The sequence below is a fragment of the Pseudomonas sp. FW305-7 genome (genome assembly GCF_058786735.1).
This window is the reverse complement of sequence record NZ_JBYSZA010000026.1, coordinates 40,406-67,202: the sequence shown is the minus strand read 5'-3', so window position 1 is coordinate 67,202 and position 26,797 is coordinate 40,406. Positions and strand designations below refer to the sequence as shown.

The following is a 26,797-nucleotide window of genomic DNA, read 5'->3' as shown; positions in this document are numbered from 1 at the left end:
GGGCGACGCTCGCACCCTCGACAGTTCGTTTCGCAGGTAGCGCCTTACGGAAACTTCAGTGCTATCAAGCACTTCCGAACCCTGTTCAAGGCAGCACGCCCACTAACGCTACGTAACGATGGTGAATCACCCGAGTGACAAAAAAATGTCGCTCATCCGTCGCTACGCGTCCCTCCCCTTCAGCAGTACTTCGCCGTATGTCGCAAAGTGAGTGGAACTTTCCTCAAGCCTTTTTGCACTCCCTAAAGCGCATAAAACAAAGGCTTTCGTGCTGAACAATGTGCCGCTTTTTACAAAGCGCATAAGTTTTTTTCGGCATAAGCCTTATGAAAATTTTTTCTTAGCTACGCTTCAGGATGTTCTTAGCTCTGTTGTTACAAGAGTGAAACGCCTACACCTAAAAATATCGTCAAATATTTGGCGACAGTTACACACCATCAGGACTCAGGGAGATGCACCCATGCGCGTTCTAACCCCCCTCTGCAGCGCGGTTTTGCTGGCCATGGCTTGCACTTCTCAAGCCCATGCCATGAACCTCACCGAGGCGATCCAAAGCACGATTGCGACCCACCCGGAACTGGCTTCGCGCGTGGACGCACGCCTGTCGGCTGATGAACAAGTCAAAGTTGCCAAGGGCGGCTTCTACCCGTCCGTCGATTTGAACGCCGCCTATGGTCGCGGCTACAGCGACAACACCAACACCCGGGCCTTCGGTAATCACCACACCGAGATTCTCAATTACACCCAGTCGGAGCTGCGTCTGCGGCAAATGCTCTTCGACGGTTTCAACACCGCCAACGAGGTCGAACGGACCAAAGGCGTGTCCAATTCGCGCGCGTACTACGCGCAAGGCACCGCTCAGGATCTGGCCCTGCGCACCATCGAGGTCTACCTCGAAGTGCTCAAGCGCCGCGAACTGGTGACGCTGGCCCGGAACAATCTGCAGGCGCACTTGCGGGTCAACGATCAGATCGGCCTGCGCACCGAGCGCGGCGTCGGCAGCACCGCTGACTCCGATCAGTCGGTCGCTCGTAAAGCGCTGGCACAGAACAACCTCGACACCGCCGAAGTCGATCTGGCCGATGCCGAATCAAACTTCTACAGCGTGGTCGGGCGCATGCCCGATGAGCTGGAAACCCCGGCCTCGACCCGTGGCGAGTTACCCACCTCCCTGCCGGAAGCCCAGCAGAGCATGGTCGAGAACAATCCGTATCTGAAATCCGCACAGGCCGACGTGCAATCGGCCGAGAGCCAGTACGAAGTCGCCAAGTCACCTTTCTATCCACGCTTCGACGCAGAAGCGGCGGTGGGCGCGAACAACAACGTGCAAGGCGATGAGGGTCACGACAACGAATGGCGTGTGGGTGTGGTGATGAACTACAACCTGTTCCGTGGCGGCAGCGACAAGGCGCGACTGGCCTCCGATGCGCACCAGATCAATCAGGCGATGGACATCCGCAACAACGCCTTGCGTCAGTTGAACGAGAACATTCACCTGGCCTGGAACGCCATGCTCAACGCGAAGAAACAGACCCCGACCGCCCGCGAATACGCTGAAACCACCAAGCGTGTACGCGCCGCCTATCAGGATCAGTTCGGCCTTGGCCAACGCACCCTGCTCGATTTGCTCGACAGCGAAAACGAGCTCTACAACGCCAACCGCCGCTACACCGAAATTCGCTACACCGAGGAATATTCGATGTACCGCGTGCTGGCGAACATGGGCCAGTTGCTGAGCAAACAACGGGTGGTGCTGCCTGCCGATGCGATCGCCGCGACCGAAGTCAAAAACGAAGCACGCCTGCCAGAGCTGAAATGACGTAGACCTCCTACCGAAGGCTGCTGATTCTGATCGTTCCCACGCTCTGCGTGGGAATGCAGCCCGTGACGCTCCGCGTCACTGGACGCAGAGCGTCCCTGGAGGTATTCCCACGCAGAGCGTGGGAACGATCAGTAAGCCCAATGAAGCGGTAACAGGGGAGCGATCAATATGACCAGCATGGAACCCGGTAACGCAGGGGTCGATCCGCGGCTGAGCTTCGATGATCCGTTACTCGACGGTCTGTTGATCCTCTGCAAACTCCATGGCGCGACGGTCAGTCGCGCCAGCCTGAGTGCCGGGCTGCCCCTGAACAAACAACGCCTGAGCCTCGATCTGTTGCCCCGCGCCGCCGCCCGGGCCGGGTTGCAGGCGCGTTTGCTGCGTCGTGATCTGAAAGATATCTCGCCACTGAACCTGCCGATCCTGTTACTGCTCAACGACGGTCGCACCGCTGTACTGCGGCGTTTTGGCGATGACGGCAAAGCCCTGATTTTGCCCAGCGAAGCCGATGGCGGCGAGCAATGGGTCAGCCGCGAAGAACTCAGCGAACACTACAGTGGCCAGGCCTTGTTCGCCCGGCCCCGCCACGAACTTGAAGACCTGCGCTCGCCCCTGGTGCCGCGAGTGCATGCGTGGTTTCGCGACACTTTGAAGCTGTCGAAATGGCTCTACAGCGACGCGATCCTTGCCAGTTTCCTGATCAACCTTCTGGGCCTGATGGTGCCGCTGTTCGTCATGCAGACCTACGACCGCGTGGTGCCGAATCAGGCCACCTCGACCCTGTGGGTGCTGTCGATCGGGCTGCTGATCGGCACCGGTTTCGAACTGGTGTTGCGGGTGGTGCGCGCGCACTTGCTGGACACCGCCGGCAAGAAAACCGATGTGATCCTTTCCGCGACTTTATTCGAACGCATCACCGGCATGTCGATGAAGGCGCGGCCGGCGACCATCGGTGGTTTCGCCCAGAGCATTCATGACTTCCAGGGCCTGCGCGAATTCCTCACGGCGGTGACCCTGACCAGTCTGATCGACCTGCCCTTCGTGGTATTGATGCTGGTGGTGATCGGCCTGCTCGGGGGCTGGCTGGTGGTGATTCCGCTGCTGGCGTTTCCGATCACGATCATGTTTGCCCTGGCCATTCAGGTGCGTCTGCGCGACACCGTGCAGAAGAGTTTGAGCCTAGGCGCCGAACGTCAGGCTTTGCTGATCGAAACCCTCGGCGGTCTGGAAACCCTCAAGGCTTGCAGCGCCGAAAGCGAGCGCCAGCACAAATGGGAAAGCACCCACGGCGCCCTCACCCGCCTCGACAGCCACGCACGCAATCTATCGGCGCTGGCCACCAACGGCACGCTATTCATCCAGCAGTTTTCCGGGATGGCGACGATTGTTGCCGGGGTCTACAGCATCATCGCCGGCAACCTCAGCGTCGGCGCGCTGGTGGCGACATATATGCTCGGCAGTCGCGTGCTCGCGCCGCTGGGGCAGATCGCCGGGCTCATCACCCGTTATCAGCAAGCGCAACTGACCATGAAGAGCACCGACGCGCTGATGGCTTTGCCGCAAGAGCGCGACGGCAAACAGCGGCCGCTGGAACGTACGCAACTGCAAGGCGCGCTCGACGTCAACGGCGTGACCTTTCATTACAACGGGCAGAATGCGCCGGCCCTGAGCAATGTCAGTTTCAGTCTGAAACCTGGCGAACGGGTCGGCATCATCGGTCGCAGCGGTTCCGGCAAAAGTACTTTGGCGCGGCTGGTGATGGGCTTCTATGAACCGGAAGAAGGCCAATTGCTGCTCGACGGCCTCGACCTGCGGCAACTGGACGTCGCCGACCTGCGCCAGCAGATCGGTTACGTCGCCCACGATCTGCCACTGTTGGCCGGCAGTCTGCGCGACAACCTGACCCTCGGTGCGCGCTACATCAGCGACTCACGCATGCTCGAAGTTGCCGAACTGACCGGCGTCACCGAACTCGCCCGTCAGCACCCGCAAGGCTTTGACCGCCCGGTGGGCGAGCGCGGGCAATTGCTCTCCGGCGGACAACGCCAGGCCGTGTTGCTGGCGCGAGCGTTGTTGCTCGACCCGCCGATCATGCTGCTCGACGAACCCACCAGCGCCATGGACAACAGCAGCGAAGACCAATTGCGCCAGAAGCTGCACGACTGGGTACAAGGCAAAACCCTGCTGCTGGTCACCCACCGCACCTCGATGCTGAGCCTGGTGGATCGCTTGCTGGTGCTGGACAACGGCCGGGTCGTCGCTGACGGTCCGAAAGAAGCAGTCATCGATGCACTGCGCAAGGGCCGTGTCGGCTCGGCGGCAGTCTAGGAGTAAGCCATGTCTGCTGCATCCGATGGCAAATCACGCGGCTACTTCGACAGTTTCGGCAAAAGCGCCGAGGCCGAGTTCATGCCGGAAACCGCCGGCGCCTCGTTGCAGGATTCGCCACGCTGGTCGCGGATTACCGTGTGGCTGGCGGCGGGATTGCTGATCTCGGCGCTGGTCTGGGCCAAATTCGCGGTGCTTGAAGAAGTGACCATGGGCGAAGGCAAGGCGATTCCGTCGAGCAAGGTCCAGGTGATCCAGAATCTTGAGGGCGGGATCGTCACTGAAATCTTTGTCCGCGAGGGGCAAATGGTGAACAAGGGCGACACCCTGCTGCGCCTGGATGACACGCGGTTTCGCTCGAACAAGGGCGAGAGCGAAGCGGATCGTTATGCACTGACGGCCCAGGTCGAACGGCTGTCAGCGGAATCCGAGGGCCGGCCGTTCAAACTCTCTGATGAAGTGATCGCCAAAGCACCGCAAGTGGCAGAAGACGAGCGCTCGCTGTACGAGCAACGGCAACGGCGTCTGGCCAGCGAACAGCGCACCTTGAGCGAACAATTGCGCCAGAAGACTCAGGAACTGGCTGAGTTCCGCTCCAAGCAAGGCCAGTTCAGCTCAAGTCTGGCGCTGCTGCAGCAAGAGATGAACATGTCCGAGCCATTGGTAAAAACCGGCGCGGTGTCCCCGGTGGAAATCCTCCGGCTCAAGCGTAGCGCGGTGGAAATTCGCGGCTCCTTGAACGCTACGACACTGGCGATTCCCCGGGCCGAATCGGCGATCGCCGAGATCCGCAGCAAGATCGACGAGTCCGAGCAGACCTTCCGCTCCGAGGCCGCCAAAGAGCTGAATGAGAAACGCACGGACCTGTCGAAAATCACCGCCAGCAGCATCGCCATCGACGACCGCGTCAGCCGCACCACGGTGACGTCGCCGGTACACGGGGTGATCAAGCAACTCAAGGTCAACACCATCGGCGGCGTGGTCCAGCCGGGCAGCGACATGGTCGAAATCGTGCCGCTGGAAGACAACCTGCTGATCGAGGCCAAGGTGCGTCCGCAGGATGTGGCGTTCCTGCATCCGGGCCAGAAAGCCATGGTCAAGTTCAGTGCTTACGACTACACGATTTACGGCGGGTTGAGTGCCAAGCTTGAGTTGATCGGTGCGGACACGATTACCGATGACAAGGGCAACAGCTTCTATCTGATTCAGGTGAGAACCGATAAAAACCATTTGGGCGGGGATGTGAAACCGCTGCTGATCATTCCGGGAATGGTAGCGACGGTGGACATTATTACCGGGGAGAAAAGTGTGCTGGATTACTTGCTCAAGCCAGTGCTGAAAGCGCGGACCGAAGCGATGCGCGAACGGTAGAGATATCCGGATTTTGTGGTGAATTGACTGGCCTCATCGCTGGCAAGCCAGCTCCCACAGTATCCGTGTCAAACACAAAACCTGTGAACACCTCAGAACCTGTGGGAGCTGGCTTGCCAGCGATGAGGCCTGCAAAGGCACCGATCATTTTTCAGCATGATTGCGCTGAAAAACCTCCTCCCCCATCGCCGCAATCTGCCCCTCGATCAACGCCTCGAACGGCCTCAGCAACGGCGCAAACGTAGTCGGTGCTTCGAGAGTTTCAAGCGCCTGCACAATCGCCTCGATCGTCGACAACGCCCCCGGCCCCGGCGCCTTGCGCAATCGATAGCGCGACACACCGCCCTGCGCCAGCGTCACCCGTGGCAACGCCGCCAGCAGCGGATTGAGGTGCAACATCTTGCGCGCCTTGCGCCAGGTGCCGTCGGGCACCACCAGCAGCAACGGTTCATCAGACTCGCCATACGCCTGCATCGGCTGCGCATCATCCGCCGGAAACAACAACCGCGCCTGATACCCCGGCCGGTTCAGCAGCGCCGGCAAATCCGCGAACACCTCGCCGACAATCAGTTCGGCATTGGTCAAACCCAGCGCCGCCAAGCGCGCGGTATTGAGCGCATGACTGACCTCGCTCGGATGCTGCAACAACAACACCCGGGTGCGGCTGTCGAGACGGGGGATCAGCGCGCACAGGCAATGGGTTTCGGGGCGCAGGCAGCGCGGGCATTGAGGTCTGGACATACTTCTTGTTCCTACAAGCTAGGCCTGATTGAGCTGGGCTTTAAGCAAATCACGAAAGGTCTGAATCAGCGGTTCACGGCTGCGGCCCCGGCGCATGATCATCGAAAACGGTGCCTGATAACCGAAGGTCGCCGGCAGCAACACACGCAAATCACCCTTGTCCGCCCAGGCTTGAGCGTAGTGCTCCGGCAGGTAACCGATGTAGGCGCCGGACAGCACCAGAATCAGCTGCGCTTCCATACTTTCCACGGTCGCCGCACTGTGTTTGAAGCCGTGCCGGGCCAATTCCGCCTGACTCCAGTAACCGCGTCCGACCATGCGCTGCTGGGTGATGACCTGCTCGGGGATACGCCGCTCGTTGAACAACGGGTGCCGGCTGCTGCAATACAGCCAGTGCTGCTCGCGGTACAGCGGCATGTAGACCAGACCGCTCATGCGCGTGGAGAACGCCCCGATGGCCAGATCGAGGCGGTTGTCCTGCACACCGAGTTGCAGTTCATATGGGCTCATCACCGACAGATGCAAATGCACCGCCGGATGCTCCTGACTGTAGGCGCCGATGGCTTCGGCGAACGGCAGGGCCTTGTCGCTGACAGTGGAGTCGATGACCCCAAGGTTGAGCGTGCCGCGCAATTCGCCCTTGAGCGCGGCGGCGTATTGCTCGAAACCTTCGAGTTCGGCGAGCAGGCGCAGGGTTTCCTGATGGAACAGCTCACCTTTACTGGTCAGGCTGAACCCGCCACGCCCGCGATGGCACAGCACCAGACCGAGCGCGGCTTCGAGCTGGCTCATGTAGGTGCTGATCGCCGAGGTCGACAGGTTGAGTTCCTGTTGCGCGTTGGCGAAACCCTGATGGCGCACGACGCTGACGAAGATGCGCAACAGTTTCAGATCGGGTAAAGCGTTGGCCATGCGGCTCTCCAAACATCTGTCGAACACTGATGACTTTGTGGTGAGGGGATTTATCCCCGATGGGTGGCGAAGCCGCCCCACGCCTGCAAATCGATTCATCAGGTATGCCGCGAGCAACGAATTGACGACTGCTGCGCAGTCGATCGGGGATAAATCCCCTCGCCACAGGGGTATAGGTGCAGGTTCGGGAAGTCTATCTCCAGCCTCGCCATTAGTTTAGAAAAATCTGAACTAAGTATTTGCCCGTAGCGATTCTTCCCCTCCACTACATTTCGCAGAATCGGCCCCACAGCGGCGTCCGAACCTGTGCTGAACGGTGCGCCGACATAAATAAAACAAAGACGATGAGGCCTTTCCCGTGGACAAGATTCTTCACCAACCACTGGGCGGCAACGAAATGCCGCGCTTCGGCGGCATCGCCACCATGCTCCGACTCCCACACCTGCCCACTGCTGCCGGTCTGGACGCTGCCTTCGTTGGCGTGCCGCTGGACATCGGTACTTCGCTGCGCCCCGGGACCCGCTTCGGGCCACGCGACATCCGCACCGAATCGGTGATGATCCGCCCGTACAACATGGCCACCGGCGCTGCGCCGTTCGATTCGCTGTCGGTGGCCGACATCGGTGACGTGGCGATCAACACCTTCAACCTGCTCGACGCCGTGCGCATCATCGAAGAAGCCTACGACAATATCCTCGAGCACAACGTGATCCCGATGACCCTGGGTGGCGACCACACCATCACCCTGCCGATCCTGCGGGCGATTCATAAAAAGCACGGCAAGGTCGGTCTGGTACACATCGACGCCCACGCTGACGTCAACGATCACATGTTCGGCGAGAAGATCGCCCACGGTACGACCTTCCGTCGCGCCGTCGAAGAAGGCCTTCTGGACTGCGACCGTGTGGTGCAAATTGGTTTGCGTGCGCAGGGTTACACCGCTGACGACTTCAACTGGAGCCGCGATCAGGGCTTCCGCGTCGTCCAGGCCGAAGAATGCTGGCACAAGTCGTTGGCCCCGCTGATGGCCGAAGTGCGCGAGAAAGTCGGCGGCGGTCCGGTGTACCTGAGCTTCGACATCGACGGCATCGACCCGGCCTGGGCGCCAGGCACCGGCACCCCGGAAATCGGTGGTCTGACGACCATTCAGGCGATTGAAATCGTCCGTGGCTGCCAAGGCCTCGACCTGATCGGTTGCGATCTGGTAGAAGTCTCGCCCGCTTATGACACCACCGGCAACACCTCGCTGCTGGCCGCCAACCTGCTGTACGAAATGCTCTGCGTACTGCCTGGCGTGGTCCATCGCTGAGGATCGGGTCATGAACGAACGTGATCAGGTTTTGCAAGCGGCCGCCGATCTGGTGGCCGCGTTCGCCCGCAACGATCGCGAAGCTTACTTCGGCGCGTTCAGCGCCGACGCAAGTTTCGTCTTCTACACCCTCGAACAGCCTTTGCTGTCGCGCGATGCCTATCAGGCCTTGTGGGACAGCTGGCGCGCCGAGGATGGCTTTGAAGTGCTGTCGTGCACTTCGAGCAACGCCTTCGTCAGCCTGCAAGGTGACGTGGCGATTTTCATCCATGACGTGGCCACCGAGCTGCGCATGCAAGGGGAGCAACACTTCAGCCAGGAGCGCGAGACGATTGTTTTCAAGAAACAAGCGTCGAGCCTAGAACAACAAGGCCATTGGCTGGCCTGCCACGAACATTTGTCCGCAATGCCGGAAGGGCTGCCATCCCCTTAGCCAAGACAGGTGACGTTCACGCACGATGAACGCGCCTTTATGATCGGAGCAGATCATGAATAACAACAACAACGACCAAAGCCTTACGCAAATTGAAACCCACGGGGTCGAACAGATCCCGGACCACGAACGCAGCGCAGGCCCGACGGACTTGTTCCGGATGATCTTCGGCGGTTCGAATACCTTTGCCACCGCCGTGCTCGGCAGTTTCCCGGTGCTGTTCGGCCTGTCGTTTCAGGCTGGCGTCTGGGCGATTGTTGCGGGCGTGCTGCTCGGCTCGCTGATCCTCGCACCGATGGGCCTGTTCGGCCCGCTCAACGGCACCAACAATGCCGTGTCGTCCGGTGCGCACTTCGGCGTGCACGGGCGGATCGTCGGTTCGTTCCTGTCGCTGTTGACCGCTATCGCGTTTTTCTCGCTCTCGGTGTGGAGTTCGGGGGATGCGCTGATCGGTGGTGCAAAACGCCTGATCGGTCTGCCGGAAACCGACCTGACCCTGGGCCTGGCCTACGGTCTGTTCGCGGTCCTTGTACTGACCGTGTGCATCTACGGCTTCCGCTTTTTGCTGTGGGTGAACAAGATCGCGGTGTGGAGCGCCAGCCTGTTGTTCCTGCTGGGCATCTTCGCCTTCGCCGGTCCTTTCGACGCGCATTACGCGGGCACCGTCAGCCTCGGTCAACCGGGCTTCTGGGCCGCGTTCATCGGCGCTGCACTGGTAGCGATGAGCAACCCGATTTCCTTCGGTGCGTTCCTCGGCGACTGGTCGCGCTACATCCCCCGTGAAACCTCCAAGCAACGGATCATGGCGGCGGTTGTGCTGTCGCAGATCGCCACGTTCATCCCGTTCCTGTTCGGCCTGGCCACCGCGACCATCGTTGCGATCAAGGCGCCGGACTACATCGCGGCGAACAACTATGTCGGTGGTCTGCTGGCGGTGTCGCCGAGCTGGTTCTTCCTGCCGGTGTGCCTGATTGCGGTGATCGGCGGCATGTCCACCGGCACTACCTCGCTGTATGGCACCGGGCTCGACATGTCCAGCGTGTTCCCACGCGTGTTGTCGCGCGTGAAAGCGACGTTGCTGATCGGCGTGCTGTCGATTGCCTTCATCTTCATCGGACGCTTTGCGGCGAACCTGGTGCAGAGCGTGTCGACCTTCGCCGTGCTGATCATCACCTGCACCACCCCGTGGATGGTGATCATGATCATCGGCCTGCTGGTACGTCGCGGTTTCTACTGCCCGGATGACCTGCAAGTGTTCACTCGCGGCGAGCAAGGCGGACGCTACTGGTTCAGCCACGGCTGGAACTGGCGCGGTCTGGGTGCGTGGATTCCGAGCGCGGCGGTCGGCCTGTGCTTCGTCAACCTGCCGGGGCAGTTCGTCGGCCCGCTGGGCGAGATGGCCGGCGGCATCGACATCAGTTTGCCGGTGACTTTGGGTCTGGCTTCGGTTGTGTATCTGACGCTGCTGAGCCTGTTCCCGGAACCGCGCGACGTGTTCGGCCCGACGGACGCGCGTAGCCAAATCGTGGAAAAACCTGAACTGCGCCAGGCTGCCTGACGCAGATCCCCTGTAGGAGTGAGCCTGCTCGCGATAACTGCAGCACATCCAATAAAGATGTGACTGACAGACCGCTATCGCGAGCAGGCGAAGGCCTACAAAGGGCAGCACCACTGAACCAAATTTGTTTCACCATAAAAAAGACAATCGGAGACACGCCATCATGGCTTTGGATTTATTCGTCGTCCTCATCTACGCCGCCGGCATGCTCTTGCTCGGCTACTTCGGCATGCGCAAGGCCAAGACCAACGAAGACTTTCTCGTGGCCGGTCGTAACCTAGGCCCGAGCCTGTATATGGGCACCATGGCCGCGACCGTGCTCGGTGGCGCATCCACCGTCGGCACCGTGCGTCTGGGCTACGTGCACGGCATCTCCGGTTTCTGGCTGTGCGCGGCACTCGGTTGCGGCATCGTCGCGCTGAACCTGTTCCTCGCCAAACCGCTGCTGAAACTGAAGATCTACACCGTTACCCAGGTCCTGGAAAAACGCTACAACCCGATGGCCCGCTCGGCGAGCGCGGCAATCATGCTGGCCTACGCGCTGATGATCGGCGTGACCTCGATCCTCGCCATCGGCACCGTGCTGCAAGTGCTGTTCGGCCTGCCGTTCTGGATCTCGGTGTTGCTCGGCGGTGGTGTGGTGGTGGTCTACTCGGCCATTGGCGGCATGTGGTCACTGACCCTGACCGACATCGTCCAGTTCATCATCAAGACCGTTGGCCTGATGTTCATCCTGTTGCCGATCTGCCTGTACCGCGTCGGCGGTTGGGATGAGTTGGTGCTGAAACTGCCGGCCACTGCCTTCAGCTTCACCACCATCGGCTGGGACACGATCATCACCTACTTCATGATCTACTTCTTCGGCATCCTGATCGGTCAAGACATCTGGCAACGGGTGTTCACCGTCAAGACCGCCAAAGTCGCGCAGTACGCCGGCAGCATCGCGGGCATCTACTGCATCCTCTACGGCCTGGCCTGCGCGCTGATCGGCATGGCCGCGCACGTGCTGATCCCGGATCTGGACAACGTCAACAACGCCTTCGCCGCCATCGTCAAACTGTCGCTGCCGGACGGCATCCGTGGTCTGGTGATCGCTGCGGCACTCGCGGCAATGATGTCCACCGCCAGCGCCGGCCTGCTCGCCGCTGCCACCACCCTGACTGAAGACCTGTTGCCGAAACTGCGTGGCGGCAAACAGTCGAGCCTGGGCATCAACCGCTTGTTCACCCTGCTGACCGGCATCGTCGTGCTCGGTATCGCGCTGGTGGTGAACGATGTGATCAGCGCCCTGACCCTCGCCTACAACCTGTTGGTCGGCGGCATGCTGATCCCGTTGATCGGGGCGATTTTCTGGAAACGCGCGACCACCGCCGGCGCCATCGCCAGCATGGGCCTGGGCTTTGCCACCGCGCTGCTGTTCATGTTCAAGGACGGTCTGGACGCCAACACGCCGATCTACTACAGCCTGGCTGTCGGTCTGGTGAGTTTCGTGGTGGTCAGCCTGGTCTCCCCTCGCCCGGCGACCGTGGCCAGCGCGATCTAAGCTGAAACATAACGACTTGATGCTTTCTTCGACGGGTGTGGCGTCGGTTGCCACACCCGTTTTTTTCGTCTGGAGAAAATGGCTGATGAAGATTGTTTCGCGCGATCAATGGTTTGAAGTGCAGAACCTGAGTGACGGTATTCGGCTGATTCACGAGCCGTATATTCGCCCGTTCTACCGCTGCAACCTGTGGCACGTACAGGGCCGCGACAAAGACCTGTTGCTCGATAGCGGTTCAGGGCTTGTCAGCCTGCGCGAACAGTTGCCATGGATTACCGAGCGACCGTTGGTGGCAGTAGCCAGTCATTGCCATTTCGACCACATCGCCGGGCATCACGAATTCGCTGAACGACTGGTGCATCCGGCCGAGGCGGACATTCTGGCAGCGCCCGATGGCGAGAATGATCTGAGCCGCGCTTTCGTCGGCGATGACATGTTCGAGGCGCATCCGGATTGCCCGTTGTGCTACGCCGAGTACCGGGTCAAAGCCGCGCCGGCGACCGGGTTTGTCGAGGATGGCGATGTGCTGGATCTGGGCGATCGCAGCCTGCAGGTGCTGCACACGCCGGGGCATTCGCCGGGCGGGATCAGCCTGTATGAAGCGGCGACACAAACGCTGTTCAGTGGCGACATCATCTACGACGGGCCGTTGATCGAAGACGCCTACCATTCGAATCTGGATGACTATGCGGCCAGTCTGCGGCGTTTGCAGGCATTGCCGATCCGCACCGTGCATGGCGGGCATTTCGGCAGTTTCTCCGGCGAGCATTTGCGTTCGATGATTGACGAGTGGTTACGCGGGCACGCGTGACGCCTGCTGTAATCAAGCAAAACAACAATCAGAAATATCTGCCATGAGAAGAGCTGCCGTGCGTGCCGCCGTGCACCGATATATTCGGCGCCTGCTGGAAAGCCGCGAATTCAACGACAACACCAGTCTGGTGCAGTTGGGGCTGGAGAAAGCCGATATCGAAGATCTGATCTTTCATCTGGAAGATGAATTCGGACTGACGGCGTTTACGGCGGAGGAAGACCGGATGCTCAAGACCGCGAAGACCGCGAATGACTTGAGCCGGTTTTTACTGGAGATCGGGCGGCATTGAGAGGTATTGCCAAATACATATGTCAGGATGCTGGAGATCCCTGTGGCGAGGGGATTTAGCGAAACGTCGCACCGCCCCGATGGGCTGCGAAGCAGCCCCAAAACCATTCAGCCCGGTTGCCCCAGACCACCTTGTTGACTGACTTTACGACTGCTTCGCAGCCGAGCGGGAGCAAGCTCCCTCGCCACAACAAGCGTCACTCACAGGGTGATCGCTTACCGCCGACGCTGTTGGCGCCGACGCTGCTCGTCGTCTGTGCGAATCGGTACAGGTTGCAGAGGCGGTTCGATCAAGCCGAGGGCAACACCTAAATCGTGCAGCCAGTTCTGAATTTTCTCTTTCATCGTCATGCCCCCTTCAGGGTGGTGCTGAGCGGCCGGAATTCTGAGGCCGCTTCGCACTGATAATAGTCCGAAGTCCTACGCAATGCTCGGCGAAATCCGCAATGATCTGTTACTGAATTGAACAGAATTCCTGTCCATTCGTTCAAGCCGTTTCCCGGCTTTCATTCAGAGCCGCAGGATAGACGGCTTGCTGCACTTCAATCCACGCGTTGAGGTTGGCGCCAAGCATGCCTTTGCGCCACATGAGCCATGTTGTCGCACTCACGAACGGCTCAGCCAATGGATGCGCGGCAACGTTCTCGCGCCCCGGCAGGCTGGCCAGCATCGACTCCGACATCAGCGCCACGCCACTGCCCGCCACCACACAAGCAAGCATGCCCTGATAGGACTCGATTTCCATCGCCCGGCCCATCGCCGCATGGGCGTGGGCAAACCACGCCTCCAGGCGCATACGGTAGGAGCAGCCTTGGCGAAACGTGAACACCGAACGCCCTTCAACATCCGCGGCGCTGCGCACCGATGGGTGATCGATTTCCGTGATCAACACCAGACGCTCTTCGCACAACGGCACACCATCGAGCCCGGCCAGCTCCAGCGGGCCGTCCACGAAAGCCGCATCGAGGCGACCGGTGAGCAAGCCTTCGAGCAGTTCGCCGCTCGGTGCCGACTGCACTTGCAGGTTCACCGCCGGGTACTGCTTGTGATACCGCGCCAGCAACGCCGGCAAATGGATCGCTGCGGTGCTGTACATCGTACCCAGAACAAAATCCCCCGCCGGCTGCCCACCCATCACCGCCGCAGTGGCCTGATCACGCAGGGCAAACAGTTTGCCGGTGTAGTCCAGCAAGACTTTTCCCGCAGGCGACAGCTGCAAACGCTGACGTTCGCGGACGAAAAGCTCTACGCCGAGTTGCTCCTCCAACTGTTTAAGCCGGGTCGACAGATTCGACGGCACTCGGTGCAGGCGTTCGGCGGCGCGGGTGATCGACCCTTCCTGCGCAACGGCCTGAAAAATCCGCAGTTGGCTGAATTCCACAACCTTTCTCCAGAACAGAACAAGTTACTCACTATTATTCAATTTTAAAGAAAGTCAATCAGTCTTAGCCTGACGGTCATTGATCCTCTAAAGGAATCCAGACCATGTCGCCGCTGATTCGCTTATCCGCTTGCTTCGTCGCTCTGATGATGGCCATGGGCATCGGCCGTTTCGCTCTCACACCGCAAATGCCGCATCTGCTCAGTGAAGGGCAGTTTGACCTGACGGCCGCCGGTCTGATTGCGGCGGCCAACTACCTCGGTTATTTGCTGGGTGCGGTGGATGCAATGTTCGCCCGCCGTCCCGAGCAGGTGCAGCGTCGCCTGCACGGCGGATTGTGGCTGTGCGTGCTGCTGACGCTGGCATCGTTCTGGGCCAACGGTTTCTGGTCGCATCTGGTATTACGCTTCGGTACCGGCGTGGCGAGTGCCTGGGTTCTGGTGATGATCACATCACTGAGCCAGCCATTGGCTGCGGCGGCAGGGCGTCCTCGGTTGGGCGCATTGGTGTTTGCCGGACCAGGTCTGGGAATTTTTCTGACGGGATTGCTGGCACTCGTCTCACATCTGTTGCAGCAGACGTCGGCGACGTTGTGGCTGATTTATGCCGTGGCGGCCTTGGTGATGATGCTCGGCGTCTGGCGCTTTTTGCCGCAACCGGTCGCCGCGCCCATCGTTGCAACGACTTCCATCAATCCAGCCAATCGCGGTATTGCCCGTCTGGCCGTTATTTACGCGTTGTACGGCATCGGCTACATCATCCCGGCGACGTTCCTGTCGCAGATGGCCAACGCGCAGTTTCACGGGCAATGGCAAGCGGATCTGTTCTGGCCGTGCTTCGGCCTTGGCGCGGCCATCGGCGTGTTGCTGGTGAGTCTGCGCCGGCATGATCCGGCGACCACGCGCCACTGGTTGACGGCGACGCTGTGGCTGCAAGCCGCCGGGGTTTTTGCCTGCCTGTTGGGCAGTGGTTGGGGTCTGGCACTGGGTGTGGTTCTTTGCGGCACTCCGTTTCTGGCCTGCATGCAGTTGGTCATGCAACGCTCCCGGGAGCTGGCGCCGCATGCCACCCAGCGCAATGCCGGCATGTTGACCGCTTGCTTTGCCGTCGGTCAGCTCAGCGGCCCGTTGCTGGCCGCGCTGAGCAGCCATTTCAGCGGTGGTTTGCAGCCTGCGCTGGTGATCGCCGGCAGCGGCTTGTTGATGGCCGGTGGCCTGGCGCGGCAATCGACTAGCGCTGGCCGAGCGCTTTGCGCAAACGCCGACGCAGCCACTGCTCGGCGCTGACAAAAGTGATGCCGAGCAATACCAGCACCGCACCGATTACAAAGTTCAGGCTCAGGTGTTCGCCGAGCAGCAACACGCCGAAGGTGACGCCGAACAACGGCGTCATGAACGAGAACACCGCGAGGTTGGCGGCCAGATAACGGCGCAGCAGCCAGAACCACACCAGGTAACTGAAGAACGACACCACCAGGCCTTGAAACAACACGCTGGCCACTGCCACTGTAGTCAGGCTGACATGAGTAATCTGGCCGCTGAACAGCGCGATCAGCAACAGGCCGAGAAAGCCGACGATCAATTGATAGAACAGGGTCAGCGTTACCGGTGCCTCGGACAACCGCGAAGCGCGCACCACCACCGTCGTCGCGCCCCAACAGGCGCCAGCCAAGACACCAAAGGCGTCCCCCAGCAGCATCCGCCGGTCGAGGTTGTCCCACGACACGCCGCCAGCGAAGGCAATCGCGATACCGATGAAGGCGAGCAAAATCCCCAGCCACTGCAAGGGCCGCAAACGCTCGCTGGCCAACAGGAAGTGCACGCCCAGCGCGGTGAAGATTGGCGCGGTGTAGAGGAACACTGACATGTGCGCCGCCGTGGTCAGTTGCAGGCCTTCGGCGATGAAAAAGAACTCCAGGCCGAACAGCGCACCGGCCAACAAGCCGCCGCGCCAGGTCTTGCCGACCTGATTCCAACCGCCCTTCCAGCAGATGAGCAGTCCTACCAGCAATGCGGAAATGCCCGAGCGCGCCGCCGCTTGCATGACCGGCGCAATGTCGGGCGCCGCCCACTTGATCATCACTTGCTGCACGCCCCAGATCAGGCACAGGCCAATCATCACTTGCAGGGCAAAACTATCGGCATTGCGCCGCTCGATACTCACGGCAACACCTCGTATACACACAACATGGCAGGCCATCCAATGGTCATAACAAAGCCCCGGATCGATGTCCGGGGCGAATAGTGATGGCGTCGATTATTCACCAGTGCGGCAGAAAAAGCCGTCTGGAAAAGACATTTAATTCTTCCGTTGCGTCAGCGGTGAATGGCTGTCGGCTGCGCCGTCAATCGCTGGCAAGCGAGCTCCCACAGGGTTGCATAGTGTCTACAGATTCTATGTTCGGCACAAAACCCTGTGGGAGTCTGGCTTGCCAGCGATGAGGCCGGTCGAAGCAGCACAACTCAACGCTTCGAAACAGCAAACCGCCGAGCCACACAAAACCCGACCGTACAAGCCACCGCCGTGGCAAACGTCCCCCACCCCCAATCCAGCAACGTCACCTGCACCGACCAGCCGCGCAATGTCGCCCAATTGGTCAGGTCATACGTCCCATACGCCACCAGCCCCAACAACACTCCCATCCGCGCCGCTTGCTGCCAACTGAGCGCGGGCAACACCACAAACTGGATACAACCGAAAACGTACAGGCAATAAAAAACCGCTGCGGGAACCAGCAGCGGTTTTTCGAGCATCAGCGGACCGAGCAGTTCGCGATAGGTCGGTGCCATCAGCAGGCCGAGCCAGATGCCGTCAAGCAAAAGAAACGTCACCAACGTGGCGACGTAGGCAATCAACGCTTTTTTCATTTACCCGACCTCCTGTGAGCCCATGCAACATGGGCCACACCAGGCTCAGGTTAGTTCAATGCGATCGGCGTGAATGACGATCTTGCCATCCTTGTACAGCGAACCGATGGCCTTCTTGAAGTTGCCCTTGCTGACGCCGAACAGGCTGCTGATCAGTGCCGGATCGCTCTTGTCGCTGACCGCCAGCGTGCCGTCGTTCTCGCGCAATTTGGCGAGGATCTTCGACGACAGGCTGCTGGCCGCTTCCTGGCCGACCGGTTGCAGGCTCAGGCTGATCTTGCCGTCGCTGCGCACTTCCTTGATGAAGCCCTTCTCACGCATGCCGGAGCGCATGAACTTGAAGATTTCGTTCTTGTGAATCAAACCCCAGTGCTTGTTGTTGATGATCGCCTTGAAGCCCATGTCGGTGGCTTCGGCGACCAGCAGATCAACTTCCTGGCCTGCGCTGTACGTGGCCGGGGTCTTGTCGAGGTAGCGATCCAGACGCGCGGTGGCGGTGATGCGGCGGGTGTGCTTGTCGAGGTAGACGTGCACCACGCAGTACTCGCCGGCAGTCATCTGCCGCTTCTCTTCGGAATACGGCAGCAACAGATCTTTCGGCAAACCCCAATCGAGGAATACGCCAATGCTGTTGACTTCAACAACTTTCAGACTGGCAAACTCGCCCACCTGAACTTTTGGTTTTTCCGTGGTAGCGAGAAGTTTGTCTTCGCTGTCCAGATAAATAAATACGTTGAGCCAGTCTTCATCTTCGCTGGGAATATCTTTAGGGATATAACGGTTGGGCAAAAGAATTTCGCCGTCGGCACCGCCGTCCAGATATAAACCGAAGTTAGTGTGTTTAACCACTTGCAAACTGTTGTAACGCCCGACTAAAGCCATTTTCCAGAACCCTCATTGCGTGGGCGGCATTCTACCCGGTTTTGCCGCGTCCGTTCGCGGGCAAACCGGCGAGGCCGCAAATTCTGTGACAAGCCTTGATTTTCCTCGGTCGCGGGCCGGCGAACTGCCGCTCGTCAGTCTGATTTCGCGCCTCGCGATCGAGCATCACGGCGCCACGGAACATCAATGTTCTTATTTAAAACAGCAGGTTAGCCGGATATTTCGAGTATTGAATCGAGAATAATGCAGCAACGCACTGGGTTATTCCGAAGGATATTTACCAAGCTATTGTCAAGTTATTCCTGTACGATGCCTGGCCGAGTTACTTTTCTACAGGTTAATGGCCGCCATGCGTGTAAAAGCATCCACCAGCAAAGCAAAGCCAGCTCCAGCCGTTGAAACCAGCGAATCGATCAACGATCAGATCGCAGCGTTCCTCAAGTCCGGCGGCGAGATTCAGCAAATTGCCAAAGGCGTCAGCGGCCAGACGTTCGGCCCGTCCAAGCAGATCAGCCTGGGCAAGAAGTAACACCCGGTAATACACCCGTCCTGAGGCGCTTTGAGCTTCGAAGCGTCTGGACTGGCACCCTCGCCACACCCCACCTCTGTTTAATCAAACTTGTATAAATCGACGAACGGCCTTCAATGCCGATCATTCGCCGGTATCCTTGCACGCGTCTAGATCAAGCGTTTCAGCAGGCCCGCCGGCCAGCGCTCGCTGTTCATGGAGTGACGCATGCGCAAAACATCCTGTTTATTGCTTGTAGGCCTGCTGGCATGCACGACTGCGCACGCGCAGATTTTCCAGCGCGAGCTCGGCGATTTCGACCTCAAACTCGGCACCACTCCGAGCCGCAGCATGGCCCAAGGCCTGGTCAAACCCGCGGCGGTCGGTTCATTCCACGGCGGCCTCGATCTGAGCCATAACAGTGGGCTCTATGTTGGCCAATACGCACCGAGCATGGGCATCACTCCGGGCAAAAACCTCGAGATCGATTCCTACGTCGGCTTCAAACAACCCTTCGATAACACCCTTGGCTATGAAGTCGGGATGATTCACTACAGCTATCCCAAGGTGGATACCCTCGACAGCCAGGAACTGTTCGGCGGCCTGACCCTGCTCGGCAGCCGATTCGGCATCGCCTTGAGCAACGATCCGGACAAACAGAACAACACCCTGTTCGCCGACCTTGGCGGCAATCAGCCGTTTGGCATTGGCGTCAGCATGAAATACACCACCCACCAACTGAACACACCGGTCGCTGTGGACGGTGGCTACGTCAGCAGTTTCACCGATTGGTCGGTGAAATTCTCGCGTCCGATCATGGGCGTCAATCTGGACCTGATCTACAGCAATTCCAGCCTCAGCGGCAGCGATTGCTCGGCCTACTCCGGTCATAACAGCGAGTGCGACGGCCTCGTCACGCTCAAGGCCGAACGCGCGTTCTATTGATCGGCTGAACTGCTGCACACCTTCTGCGTTCACATAGGAATCAGACTTTCGAAGCCAGGCTCACGCAAGGATTGGCCCATGTCTCGCTGGTTCAAAAACATTGCCGCCCTGTTGATATTCACCCTCGCTCTCGGCGCCTGCAGTCGCGTCGGCCTGGCCTATCGCAACCTCGACGTGATCATCCCGTGGACGCTCAGCGACTATGTGGACATGAACGGCGAGCAGAAAGACTGGTTCAACGAGCGACTCAAGGAACACCTGAGTTGGCACTGCACCACGCAATTGCCAGGCTATCTGGATTGGCTGGATCGCTTGCAGACCATGGTCGAAACCAATCAGGTCACCGACGCAGCACTTCAGTCGCGCACCGTGGAAGCCAAACAGGCCATCGCTGAAACCGCACGAGAAATCACTCCGTCTGCAATCGAGTTGTTGCAGGGGCTGGATGACAAGCAGGTCGCGGAAATGAACGACGCGTTTGCCAAGGATCTGCGCAAACGTCAGCAGGAATACCTCAAGCCACCGCTCAGCCAACAGATCGCCGAACGCGCTGCACGCATGGATAAACGCCTGAACGACTGGCTCGGCCCTTTGAGCGCGCCTCAGGAACAACGGGTGATGGCCTGGTCAACGGCGCTGGGCGATCAGAACACCCAGTGGATCGCCAATCGTGCGCATTGGCAGAAGCAGTTCAGCGCCGCCGTCGCGCAGCGTAACAGCCCGGAGTTCCCACAACGAATCGAAACACTTCTGGTCAATCGCGAGAGTTTATGGACAGCGGATTATCGCAAAGCCTTTGCCGATACCGAGGCGCAGGGACGCGCACTGGCGGTGGACTTGATGGCGGTAAGTACGCCGCAGCAGCGTCAGCGGTTGTTGAAGAAGATCGAGGGTGTACGGAAGGATTTCAATGACTTGAAGTGTCTGAAGGCCAAGCAAAAACCCTGAGCATTACGTATTTCAATTGTAGGAGTGAGCCTGCTCGCGATCGCGGTGTGACAGGCGCTGTTTATGTGGCTGTCACACCTCGATCGCGAGCAGGCTCACTCCTACAGGGCGATCTGCGTAAACTCAGGCGATCTGGGCTTTGGACGCCACTTCGTCAAATGTCGCCTCATCCAGCGCATCCTCCTGATCATCCAGCACTTGGCGCGGATGATCATTGCCGGGGATGCTGCTGTCGATCAGGCTCAGCAGGCTGGATCCACGCGGGGTCAGAATGAAATTGTTTCCGGTGCTGCCCTCATGGTCCGGGCGCGGCGCGATATACCCGCGGTCGAGCAGCAGACTTTCATAGTCACAGGCCAGCGTTTTCAGATGATCCAGATTCTCGATCTGTTCACCAGAATTGGCTTTCTCCGCCGCATAGTCCTCGGCGTATTTTCGAGGCGCGAAACTTTCGCCAGCGCTGTTCTGCACTTCGTGCAGCAAACGCTCAATCAAATCCCACTTATAAGTCGTCATCCTGATTCAACCTCCGGTGCGCATGGTTTGTGGCGCTGTCATAGGTTGTGACCCGAGCCTGTCGCAGCCGTTCAGCCGCGTTTTGCGAGATGACCGACCGGCGGTCTGTCGAATTCCCCGAGGGTTAAACGACTAGTCTGAAACAGACGGTTTCAACCCCGCAGGAGAAATCATCATGAACGTTGAGAATCATCCGGTGGTGTCGCGCGAAGAATGGCTCGCCGCCCGTAGGCAACACCTCGATCACGAAAAAGCCTTCACCAAGGAGCGCGACCGCCTCAGCGCGGAACGCCGCGCCTTGCCGTGGGTGAAGATGGAAAAGGACTACCACTTTCAGGGCCCGAACGGCGAACTGAAACTGGCGGACCTGTTCGGTAAACACAGCCAGTTGGTGGTTTACCACTTCATGTTTGCCAAGGATTGGGAAGAAGGCTGCCAGGGCTGCTCATTCCTCAGCGACCACATTGATGGCGCCAACCAGCACCTGGCCCATCATGACATCGCTGTCGTTGCTGTTTCCCACGCGCCGTTCAGCGAATTTCAGGATTTCAAACGGCGGATGGGCTGGAAGTTTGACTGGGTGTCTTCAGAAGGCTGCGACTTCAACTATGACTTCGGTGTTTGTGCCCGGGCTGGGGATGTGGCTGCAGGAAAGGCTACGTACAACTATGAAAAGACCGACAGTGCCGAGGAAGAGATGCCGGGGCTGAGCGTTTTTTATCGCAACGATAAAGGCGAGATATTCCATACCTATTCAACCTACGCCCGTGGCCTGGACATGTTGGTTGGCGCCTATAACTACCTCGATCTCACACCCAAGGGCCGCAATGAGGACGAGATCATGGAGTGGGTTCGTCATCATGATCGGTATGAGGCAAAAGCAAAGTCCAGTTGCTGCCATGGAGACTGAAAGGCAAGTACAGATTCTGAACTTTTCCCGCCACCCAGGCCTCAACCGGTTAACCCGCCTTAACCGGAACTGAGGCCTGCCACGATGAAAACCCTGATCAAGCTCACCCTCGCCGCCACTCTTGCCTGCGCCCTGCCCGTCTGGGCCTGCACGCCGGAAGAAGCCACCGCCAAACGTGAACAACTGGCCAAGGAAGTCGCCAAGCTCACCGAGCAGAATCCAGCCAAGGCCAAGGAAATCAACGCTGAGTTGCAGAATATGGATCTGGGCACGGCGAGTGCGGATCTGCCGGACAAGTGTCAGTTGATTGATCAGCGCTTGAAAGAGCTGGATACAGCAGAGAAGAAAACCGAAAGCTAAAAAGCTAAAGATCGCAGCCTTCGGCAGCGCCTACACCGACCTCTGTAGAAGCTGCCAAAGGCTGCAATCTTTCGACCCTTGAAAATGCATTAATGCATTTATTTATTTGCACAAATGCATATTCATGACTACGGTTACTTCGAGCAAGGAGATCGGCACCGGCCATCGGAGATGGCAACCGTTGAATACCGATCGCTCTGTAATACCGCAACACCCATACAAGCTGGACGCTTGTTTTCACTCATGGAGGATTGAAAATGTTAACCACAGAAGCAACCCGATTTACCGGCGAAACTTTGCCAAGGTGCCTGATCGGCCATCTGCTCGACCCGCAACTGGTCGAAGTCGAAGCCGCTGTACAGGTCAACGCGCTGGCCGCCAGTCTCAACTTCAACATGCAAAAGCAGACCCAGACCAACTGGTGCTGGGCCGCCGTCTCCGCCTCGGTCGGCAACTATTACGGCACTGGAAACTGGACCCAGTGCGGGGTAGCCAGCTCGGCACTGGACCGCAACTGCTGCAATCAACCCGGGCCGTGCAACGTCTATGGCTATCTGGACACCGCGCTGCGGATCACCCGCAGTTACAACGGCATGAATCAGGGCTCGCTGCAGATGTCAGCCATCCAGAACCAGATCAGCATGGGCCGACCGGTCGGCCTGCGTTGCGCCTGGTACGGCGGCGGTGCGCATTTCCTGACGATCTACGGCACCAACGGCGATTACGTGCTGGTCGCAGACTCGATCTACGGTTACTCGACCCGCGCCCTGAATGCCTTCCCCCGTTCCTACAACGGCGGCGGCAACTGGACCAACACTTACTTCACCGTGAAAAACTGAGGAGGGCGACATCATGCAACTGACTTATCCAAAGGCGCCTTCCAACGGCGTACAGACCTTGCGTCCGGCTCTGCAAGCCGCTCTGCAAACCCGTGGCTTTGGCGTCAACCGCCAATTCGCCAACGCCGCTGCGGCGAAGATCAGTCTCAGCGAGGCTTACCGTGGCTACTCGCTCAGCCTGGACGACCTGAGCAACGGCAAAGGTCTGCAGAACGCGCGGATCGGCGATTGGCATTACCTGGTGTTTGCCGATGGCGTAACGATTGCCGATGCACAATTGGCTGAAGTGCGCGGGCATGTCGAGTTCGCCTCGTTGAACCACGGCGACCTCGCCGCCGCCACGGTGGGTGCGCTGAAACTGGCAGAGCAATCGCCGCAGTTGCAGGGCAAAACCGTGGAGCTGCGGCTGTTGTTTGTATCTGCGCTCAACGTTGTGGCGATCTGGCTGCATGCTGACGGTGAAGAGCTGCTGATCCCGATCGAGCCGACGCCCAGGGACCTGGCCGTCACTCGGTTGTACAGCGAGGCTGCCCTGCTCGCTGCATTGAAACCGGCGGCTGCTCAGGCGAAACAGCGCTTTGATGCCGACACCAGCGGCCTGCTGGGCAACTGACAAACGCTGGACGAAAAAAAACCCGGACATTGTCCGGGTTTTTTCTGTGTGCCTGAATCGACTTACTCAGCCGCAGGCTCTGCCGGCTTGCGGCGCTTGAGCGGGGCCATGCCGTCGCTGCTCACCAGAGAGTCCGGTTTCGGGCGGTTGACGCTCTTGCGCTTGGTCGGCGTCTTGGCGGCGGTTTTCTTCTTGTCGCCCTTGGCGTCGGTCTTTTTCTTCTTCACGCCGACAGCTTTGCCCGAGGCCTTGACCTTTTTCGGTCCGCCGTAGGTGCCTTTGACTTCCTTGATGGTGCGGCGCTCGAAGCTCTGCTTCAGATAACGCTCGATGCTCGACATCAGGTTCCAGTCGCCGTGGCAGATCAACGAGATCGCCAGACCGTCGTTACCGGCGCGGCCGGTACGACCGATACGGTGTACGTATTCGTCGCCGCTGCGTGGCATGTCGAAGTTGATCACCAGATCCAGGCCATCAACGTCCAGACCACGGGCCGCGACGTCGGTGGCCACCAGAATCTTCACGCCGCCCTGTTTCAGACGGTCGATCGCCAGTTTGCGATCCTTCTGGTCTTTCTCGCCGTGCAGCACGAACGCCTTGTATTCCTGAGCCACCAGACGCCCGTAGATGCGGTCGGCCATGGCGCGGGTATTGGTGAAGACGATGGCCTTCTGATAGGTCTCGTTGGCCAGCAGCCAGTTCACGATCTGTTCTTTGTGCTGGTTGTGGTCGGCGGTGATGATCTGCTGACGGGTCGTCGAGTTCAGCTGGCTGACCGCGTTGAGCTGCAAGTGCTCAGGGTTGTTCAGCACCTTGGCGATCATCTCGCGCAGGCCGGAACCGCCGGTGGTGGCGGAGAACAGCATGGTCTGCTGACGGTTCGGGCATTCGTCGACCAGACGCTGGACGTCTTCGGCGAAACCCATGTCGAGCATGCGGTCGGCTTCGTCGAGCACCAGTACTTCGACTTCTTTGAGGTCGAGGTTGCCGGCGTTGAGTTGCTCGATCATCCGGCCCGGGGTGCCGATGAGGATGTCCGGCACTTTGCGCAGCATCGCCGCCTGCACCTTGAAGTCTTCACCGCCGGTGATCAGGCCGGACTTGATGAAGGTGAACTGCGAAAAGCGTTCAACTTCCTTCAAAGTCTGCTGGGCCAGTTCGCGGGTCGGCAGCAGGATCAGGGTCTTGATGCTGACGCGAACCTTGGCCGGGCCGATCAGGCGATTGAGGATCGGCAGGACGAAAGCGGCGGTTTTGCCGCTACCGGTTTGCGCAGTCACCCGCAAATCACGCCCTTGGAGCGCCAGCGGGATGGCCGCGGCTTGCACAGGCGTTGGCTCGACAAATTTCAGCTCGGCCACAGCTTTAAGCAGGCGTTCGTGCAGGGCGAATTGGGAAAACACGGGTGCTACCTCGAAGATATGCAAAAAAACAGCTGCATAGGTTACCGGTTTCGAGCGCTCAGGCCGAGTTTCTTTATACAAACGGACGTAATCAGTGGCTTTTTTGTTGCTCGATTTGTCTCTAACGGTAATACACAGCGTCTTAAATGCTCTAATTGCCCATCGCGTCTTACAGAAGAATCGTTTCTCTCATGGATTTCAAACAGCTCTGGCTCAAAGCCCAGGACCTCTGGGGCACCCTCGAACAGCATCCGTTCCTGCAGGCCGGCCTCGCCTTGACCTTGCTGCTGGTGATCGCGCTGGTACTCGGACGAGTGGCGCGTTATCTGATCCTGCACACCAGTCGCATGCTCGGTCGCCAGCCGTCCCTGCACTGGATCAACGACTTTCGCCACAACAAGGTGTTTCAGCGCCTGGCGCAGATGACGCCGTCGCTGGTGATCCAGTTCGGCCTGCACCTGGTGCCCGAACTGAGCAAAACCGCGATGACGTTCCTTGGCAACGTCGCGCTGTCGTTCACCATTCTGTTCCTGCTGCTGTCGATCAGCGCCCTGCTCAATGCCTTGCTCGACATCTACGCGCGCACCGAACACGCCCGTACCCGCTCGATCAAAGGCTACGTGCAACTGGCAAAAATGGTCTTGTACGTGTTTGGCGCGATCATCATCGTCGCCACGTTGATCGACCGCTCGCCGCTGTTGCTGCTGTCCGGTCTTGGCGCGATGTCGGCGGTGATTCTGTTGGTCTACAAGGACACTCTGCTGTCGTTCGTTGCCAGCGTGCAACTGACCAGCAACGACATGCTGCGGGTCGGCGACTGGATCGAGATGCCGCAAGTCGGCGCCGATGGTGACGTGGTCGACATCACGTTGCACACGGTCAAGGTGCAGAACTTCGACAAGACCATCGTCTCGATCCCGACCTGGCGGCTGATGTCCGAGTCGTTCAGAAACTGGCGCGGCATGCAACAGTCCGGCGGGCGACGGATCAAGCGCAGCCTGTTCATCGACGCCAGCGGTGTGCGTTTCATCCGTGACGATGAAGAAGAGAAGTTGAGCCAGGTGCACCTGCTGACCGGCTACATGAGCCGCAAGAAAGCCGAACTCAAGGCGTGGAACGAGGCGCAGGGCAATGTCGCGGCAATGTCGGCCAACCGTCGGCGCATGACCAACATCGGCACCTTTCGCGCTTATGCGCTGGCGTATCTGAAGAGTCATGTCGAGGTTCAGCCGAACATGACCTGCATGGTCCGGCAGATGCAGACCACGGCGCAGGGCATTCCGCTGGAAATCTACTGCTTCACGACGACCACGGTGTGGGCCGACTACGAGCGGATTCAGGGGGATATTTTTGATTATCTGCTGGCGGTGCTGCCGGAGTTTGGGTTGAGCCTGTATCAGCAGCCGAGTGGCGGGGATTTGCGTACCGGGTTGCTGCCGGCGGTGTTGGGCGCAAGCCACATTCCCGAGCCTGAAAAACATCTGATGTAACTTCACCGATCAAAAC

General features: G+C 59.2%; 27 protein-coding genes. 18 read left to right on the top strand and 9 right to left on the bottom strand.

The window, feature by feature from the left end; all coding sequences use genetic code 11:
* Positions 1-460: 460 nt before the first annotated feature.
* The 3 genes from AC3WMT_RS24630 (at position 461) to AC3WMT_RS24620 (ending at position 5,521) form a co-directional block, all read left to right on the top strand.
* The gene (locus AC3WMT_RS24630) at positions 461-1,819 is read left to right on the top strand and encodes a TolC family outer membrane protein (protein WP_103306201.1); all 1,359 of its coding nucleotides are present in this window, start codon (positions 461-463) and stop codon (positions 1,817-1,819) included.
* Positions 1,820-1,990: 171 nt separating this feature from the next.
* Complete coding sequence (locus AC3WMT_RS24625; RefSeq protein WP_103306200.1) at positions 1,991-4,150, top strand: type I secretion system permease/ATPase; 2,160 nt, start codon at positions 1,991-1,993, stop codon at positions 4,148-4,150.
* A 9-nt stretch (positions 4,151-4,159) separates the two neighbouring features.
* Positions 4,160-5,521: an HlyD family type I secretion periplasmic adaptor subunit gene (locus AC3WMT_RS24620; RefSeq protein WP_103306199.1), complete on the top strand. Its 1,362-nt coding sequence runs from the start codon at positions 4,160-4,162 to the stop codon at positions 5,519-5,521.
* Positions 5,522-5,665: 144 nt separating this feature from the next.
* On the opposite strand, the gene AC3WMT_RS24615 is transcribed toward AC3WMT_RS24620, so the two are convergent.
* A complete protein-coding gene (locus AC3WMT_RS24615) occupies positions 5,666-6,262 on the bottom strand; it encodes a tRNA-uridine aminocarboxypropyltransferase (RefSeq protein ID WP_103306198.1) in 597 nt (198 codons plus the stop codon).
* An 18-nt stretch (positions 6,263-6,280) separates the two neighbouring features.
* The gene (locus tag AC3WMT_RS24610) at positions 6,281-7,174 is read right to left on the bottom strand and encodes a LysR family transcriptional regulator (protein ID WP_007956593.1); all 894 of its coding nucleotides are present in this window, start codon (positions 7,172-7,174) and stop codon (positions 6,281-6,283) included.
* A 358-nt stretch (positions 7,175-7,532) separates the two neighbouring features.
* On the opposite strand from AC3WMT_RS24610, the gene speB reads away from it, so the two are divergent.
* The 6 genes from speB to AC3WMT_RS24580 all read left to right on the top strand — a co-directional run bounded on the left by speB (position 7,533) and on the right by AC3WMT_RS24580 (position 13,120).
* The gene (speB, locus tag AC3WMT_RS24605; protein WP_103306197.1) at positions 7,533-8,483 is read left to right on the top strand and encodes an agmatinase; all 951 of its coding nucleotides are present in this window, start codon (positions 7,533-7,535) and stop codon (positions 8,481-8,483) included.
* A 10-nt stretch (positions 8,484-8,493) separates the two neighbouring features.
* Positions 8,494-8,916: a YybH family protein gene (locus AC3WMT_RS24600; RefSeq protein ID WP_103306196.1), complete on the top strand. Its 423-nt coding sequence runs from the start codon at positions 8,494-8,496 to the stop codon at positions 8,914-8,916.
* A 55-nt stretch (positions 8,917-8,971) separates the two neighbouring features.
* A complete protein-coding gene (locus AC3WMT_RS24595; protein WP_103306195.1) occupies positions 8,972-10,474 on the top strand; it encodes a purine-cytosine permease family protein in 1,503 nt (500 codons plus the stop codon).
* Positions 10,475-10,637: 163 nt separating this feature from the next.
* A complete protein-coding gene (locus AC3WMT_RS24590) occupies positions 10,638-12,017 on the top strand; it encodes a sodium:solute symporter family protein (protein WP_103306194.1) in 1,380 nt (459 codons plus the stop codon).
* An 85-nt stretch (positions 12,018-12,102) separates the two neighbouring features.
* Positions 12,103-12,828 (top strand): MBL fold metallo-hydrolase, encoded by a 726-nt coding sequence (locus AC3WMT_RS24585; protein WP_103306193.1) that lies wholly within the window; start codon positions 12,103-12,105, stop codon positions 12,826-12,828.
* Between the two features lie 43 nt (positions 12,829-12,871).
* Positions 12,872-13,120 carry a phosphopantetheine-containing protein gene (locus tag AC3WMT_RS24580; protein ID WP_103306192.1) on the top strand — a complete coding sequence of 83 codons (249 nt, stop codon included), beginning with the start codon at positions 12,872-12,874 and terminating at the stop codon, positions 13,118-13,120.
* Positions 13,121-13,335: 215 nt separating this feature from the next.
* On the opposite strand, the gene AC3WMT_RS24575 is transcribed toward AC3WMT_RS24580, so the two are convergent.
* Both AC3WMT_RS24575 and ptrR read right to left on the bottom strand, forming a co-directional pair.
* A complete protein-coding gene (locus AC3WMT_RS24575; protein WP_007914492.1) occupies positions 13,336-13,464 on the bottom strand; it encodes a PA1414 family protein in 129 nt (42 codons plus the stop codon).
* A gap of 142 nt (positions 13,465-13,606) precedes the next feature.
* The gene (gene ptrR / locus AC3WMT_RS24570) at positions 13,607-14,500 is read right to left on the bottom strand and encodes a putrescine utilization regulator PtrR (RefSeq protein ID WP_103306191.1); all 894 of its coding nucleotides are present in this window, start codon (positions 14,498-14,500) and stop codon (positions 13,607-13,609) included.
* A gap of 104 nt (positions 14,501-14,604) precedes the next feature.
* Between ptrR and AC3WMT_RS24565 the strand changes: the two genes are divergently transcribed.
* Positions 14,605-15,786, top strand: a complete 1,182-nt coding sequence (locus tag AC3WMT_RS24565) for an MFS transporter (RefSeq protein WP_103306190.1) — start codon at positions 14,605-14,607, stop codon at positions 15,784-15,786.
* Here AC3WMT_RS24565 and AC3WMT_RS24560 read toward each other — a convergent pair.
* From AC3WMT_RS24560 to AC3WMT_RS24550, 3 genes are all read right to left on the bottom strand, one after another.
* Positions 15,731-16,663, bottom strand: coding sequence for a DMT family transporter (locus tag AC3WMT_RS24560; protein ID WP_103306189.1), 933 nt, complete (start codon positions 16,661-16,663; stop codon positions 15,731-15,733). The genes AC3WMT_RS24565 and AC3WMT_RS24560 overlap by 56 nt on opposite strands.
* A gap of 299 nt (positions 16,664-16,962) precedes the next feature.
* Positions 16,963-17,367: a DUF2177 family protein gene (locus tag AC3WMT_RS24555; RefSeq protein WP_103306188.1), complete on the bottom strand. Its 405-nt coding sequence runs from the start codon at positions 17,365-17,367 to the stop codon at positions 16,963-16,965.
* A gap of 45 nt (positions 17,368-17,412) precedes the next feature.
* On the bottom strand, positions 17,413-18,249 hold the full coding sequence (locus AC3WMT_RS24550) for a CvfB family protein (RefSeq protein ID WP_103306187.1): 837 nt from the start codon (positions 18,247-18,249) through the stop codon (positions 17,413-17,415).
* A 340-nt stretch (positions 18,250-18,589) separates the two neighbouring features.
* Here AC3WMT_RS24550 and AC3WMT_RS24545 point away from each other — a divergent pair, with 340 nt between their 5' ends.
* The 3 genes from AC3WMT_RS24545 (at position 18,590) to AC3WMT_RS24535 (ending at position 20,650) form a co-directional block, all read left to right on the top strand.
* Positions 18,590-18,778, top strand: coding sequence for a PFL_1563 family small protein (locus tag AC3WMT_RS24545; RefSeq protein ID WP_016985943.1), 189 nt, complete (start codon positions 18,590-18,592; stop codon positions 18,776-18,778).
* A gap of 207 nt (positions 18,779-18,985) precedes the next feature.
* Positions 18,986-19,702, top strand: a complete 717-nt coding sequence (locus AC3WMT_RS24540; protein WP_103306186.1) for a TorF family putative porin — start codon at positions 18,986-18,988, stop codon at positions 19,700-19,702.
* A gap of 78 nt (positions 19,703-19,780) precedes the next feature.
* The gene (locus tag AC3WMT_RS24535; protein WP_103306185.1) at positions 19,781-20,650 is read left to right on the top strand and encodes a DUF6279 family lipoprotein; all 870 of its coding nucleotides are present in this window, start codon (positions 19,781-19,783) and stop codon (positions 20,648-20,650) included.
* A gap of 123 nt (positions 20,651-20,773) precedes the next feature.
* Here the strand turns inward: AC3WMT_RS24535 and AC3WMT_RS24530 are convergent, their stop codons facing one another.
* Positions 20,774-21,166 (bottom strand): transcriptional regulator, encoded by a 393-nt coding sequence (locus AC3WMT_RS24530; RefSeq protein ID WP_103306184.1) that lies wholly within the window; start codon positions 21,164-21,166, stop codon positions 20,774-20,776.
* A gap of 175 nt (positions 21,167-21,341) precedes the next feature.
* Between AC3WMT_RS24530 and AC3WMT_RS24525 the strand changes: the two genes are divergently transcribed.
* The 4 genes from AC3WMT_RS24525 to AC3WMT_RS24510 all read left to right on the top strand — a co-directional run bounded on the left by AC3WMT_RS24525 (position 21,342) and on the right by AC3WMT_RS24510 (position 23,888).
* Positions 21,342-22,076, top strand: a complete 735-nt coding sequence (locus AC3WMT_RS24525; RefSeq protein ID WP_103306183.1) for a DUF899 domain-containing protein — start codon at positions 21,342-21,344, stop codon at positions 22,074-22,076.
* An 84-nt stretch (positions 22,077-22,160) separates the two neighbouring features.
* Positions 22,161-22,436 carry a hypothetical protein gene (locus AC3WMT_RS24520; protein ID WP_103306182.1) on the top strand — a complete coding sequence of 92 codons (276 nt, stop codon included), beginning with the start codon at positions 22,161-22,163 and terminating at the stop codon, positions 22,434-22,436.
* A 257-nt stretch (positions 22,437-22,693) separates the two neighbouring features.
* Complete coding sequence (locus AC3WMT_RS24515; RefSeq protein WP_103306181.1) at positions 22,694-23,275, top strand: C39 family peptidase; 582 nt, start codon at positions 22,694-22,696, stop codon at positions 23,273-23,275.
* 13 nt (positions 23,276-23,288) lie between these two features.
* Complete coding sequence (locus AC3WMT_RS24510; RefSeq protein ID WP_103306180.1) at positions 23,289-23,888, top strand: hypothetical protein; 600 nt, start codon at positions 23,289-23,291, stop codon at positions 23,886-23,888.
* A 62-nt stretch (positions 23,889-23,950) separates the two neighbouring features.
* Here the strand turns inward: AC3WMT_RS24510 and AC3WMT_RS24505 are convergent, their stop codons facing one another.
* A complete protein-coding gene (locus tag AC3WMT_RS24505) occupies positions 23,951-25,291 on the bottom strand; it encodes a DEAD/DEAH box helicase (protein WP_103306179.1) in 1,341 nt (446 codons plus the stop codon).
* A 191-nt stretch (positions 25,292-25,482) separates the two neighbouring features.
* Between AC3WMT_RS24505 and AC3WMT_RS24500 the strand changes: the two genes are divergently transcribed.
* Positions 25,483-26,781, top strand: coding sequence for a mechanosensitive ion channel family protein (locus AC3WMT_RS24500; protein WP_103306178.1), 1,299 nt, complete (start codon positions 25,483-25,485; stop codon positions 26,779-26,781).
* The last annotated feature ends 16 nt before the right edge of the window (positions 26,782-26,797 follow it).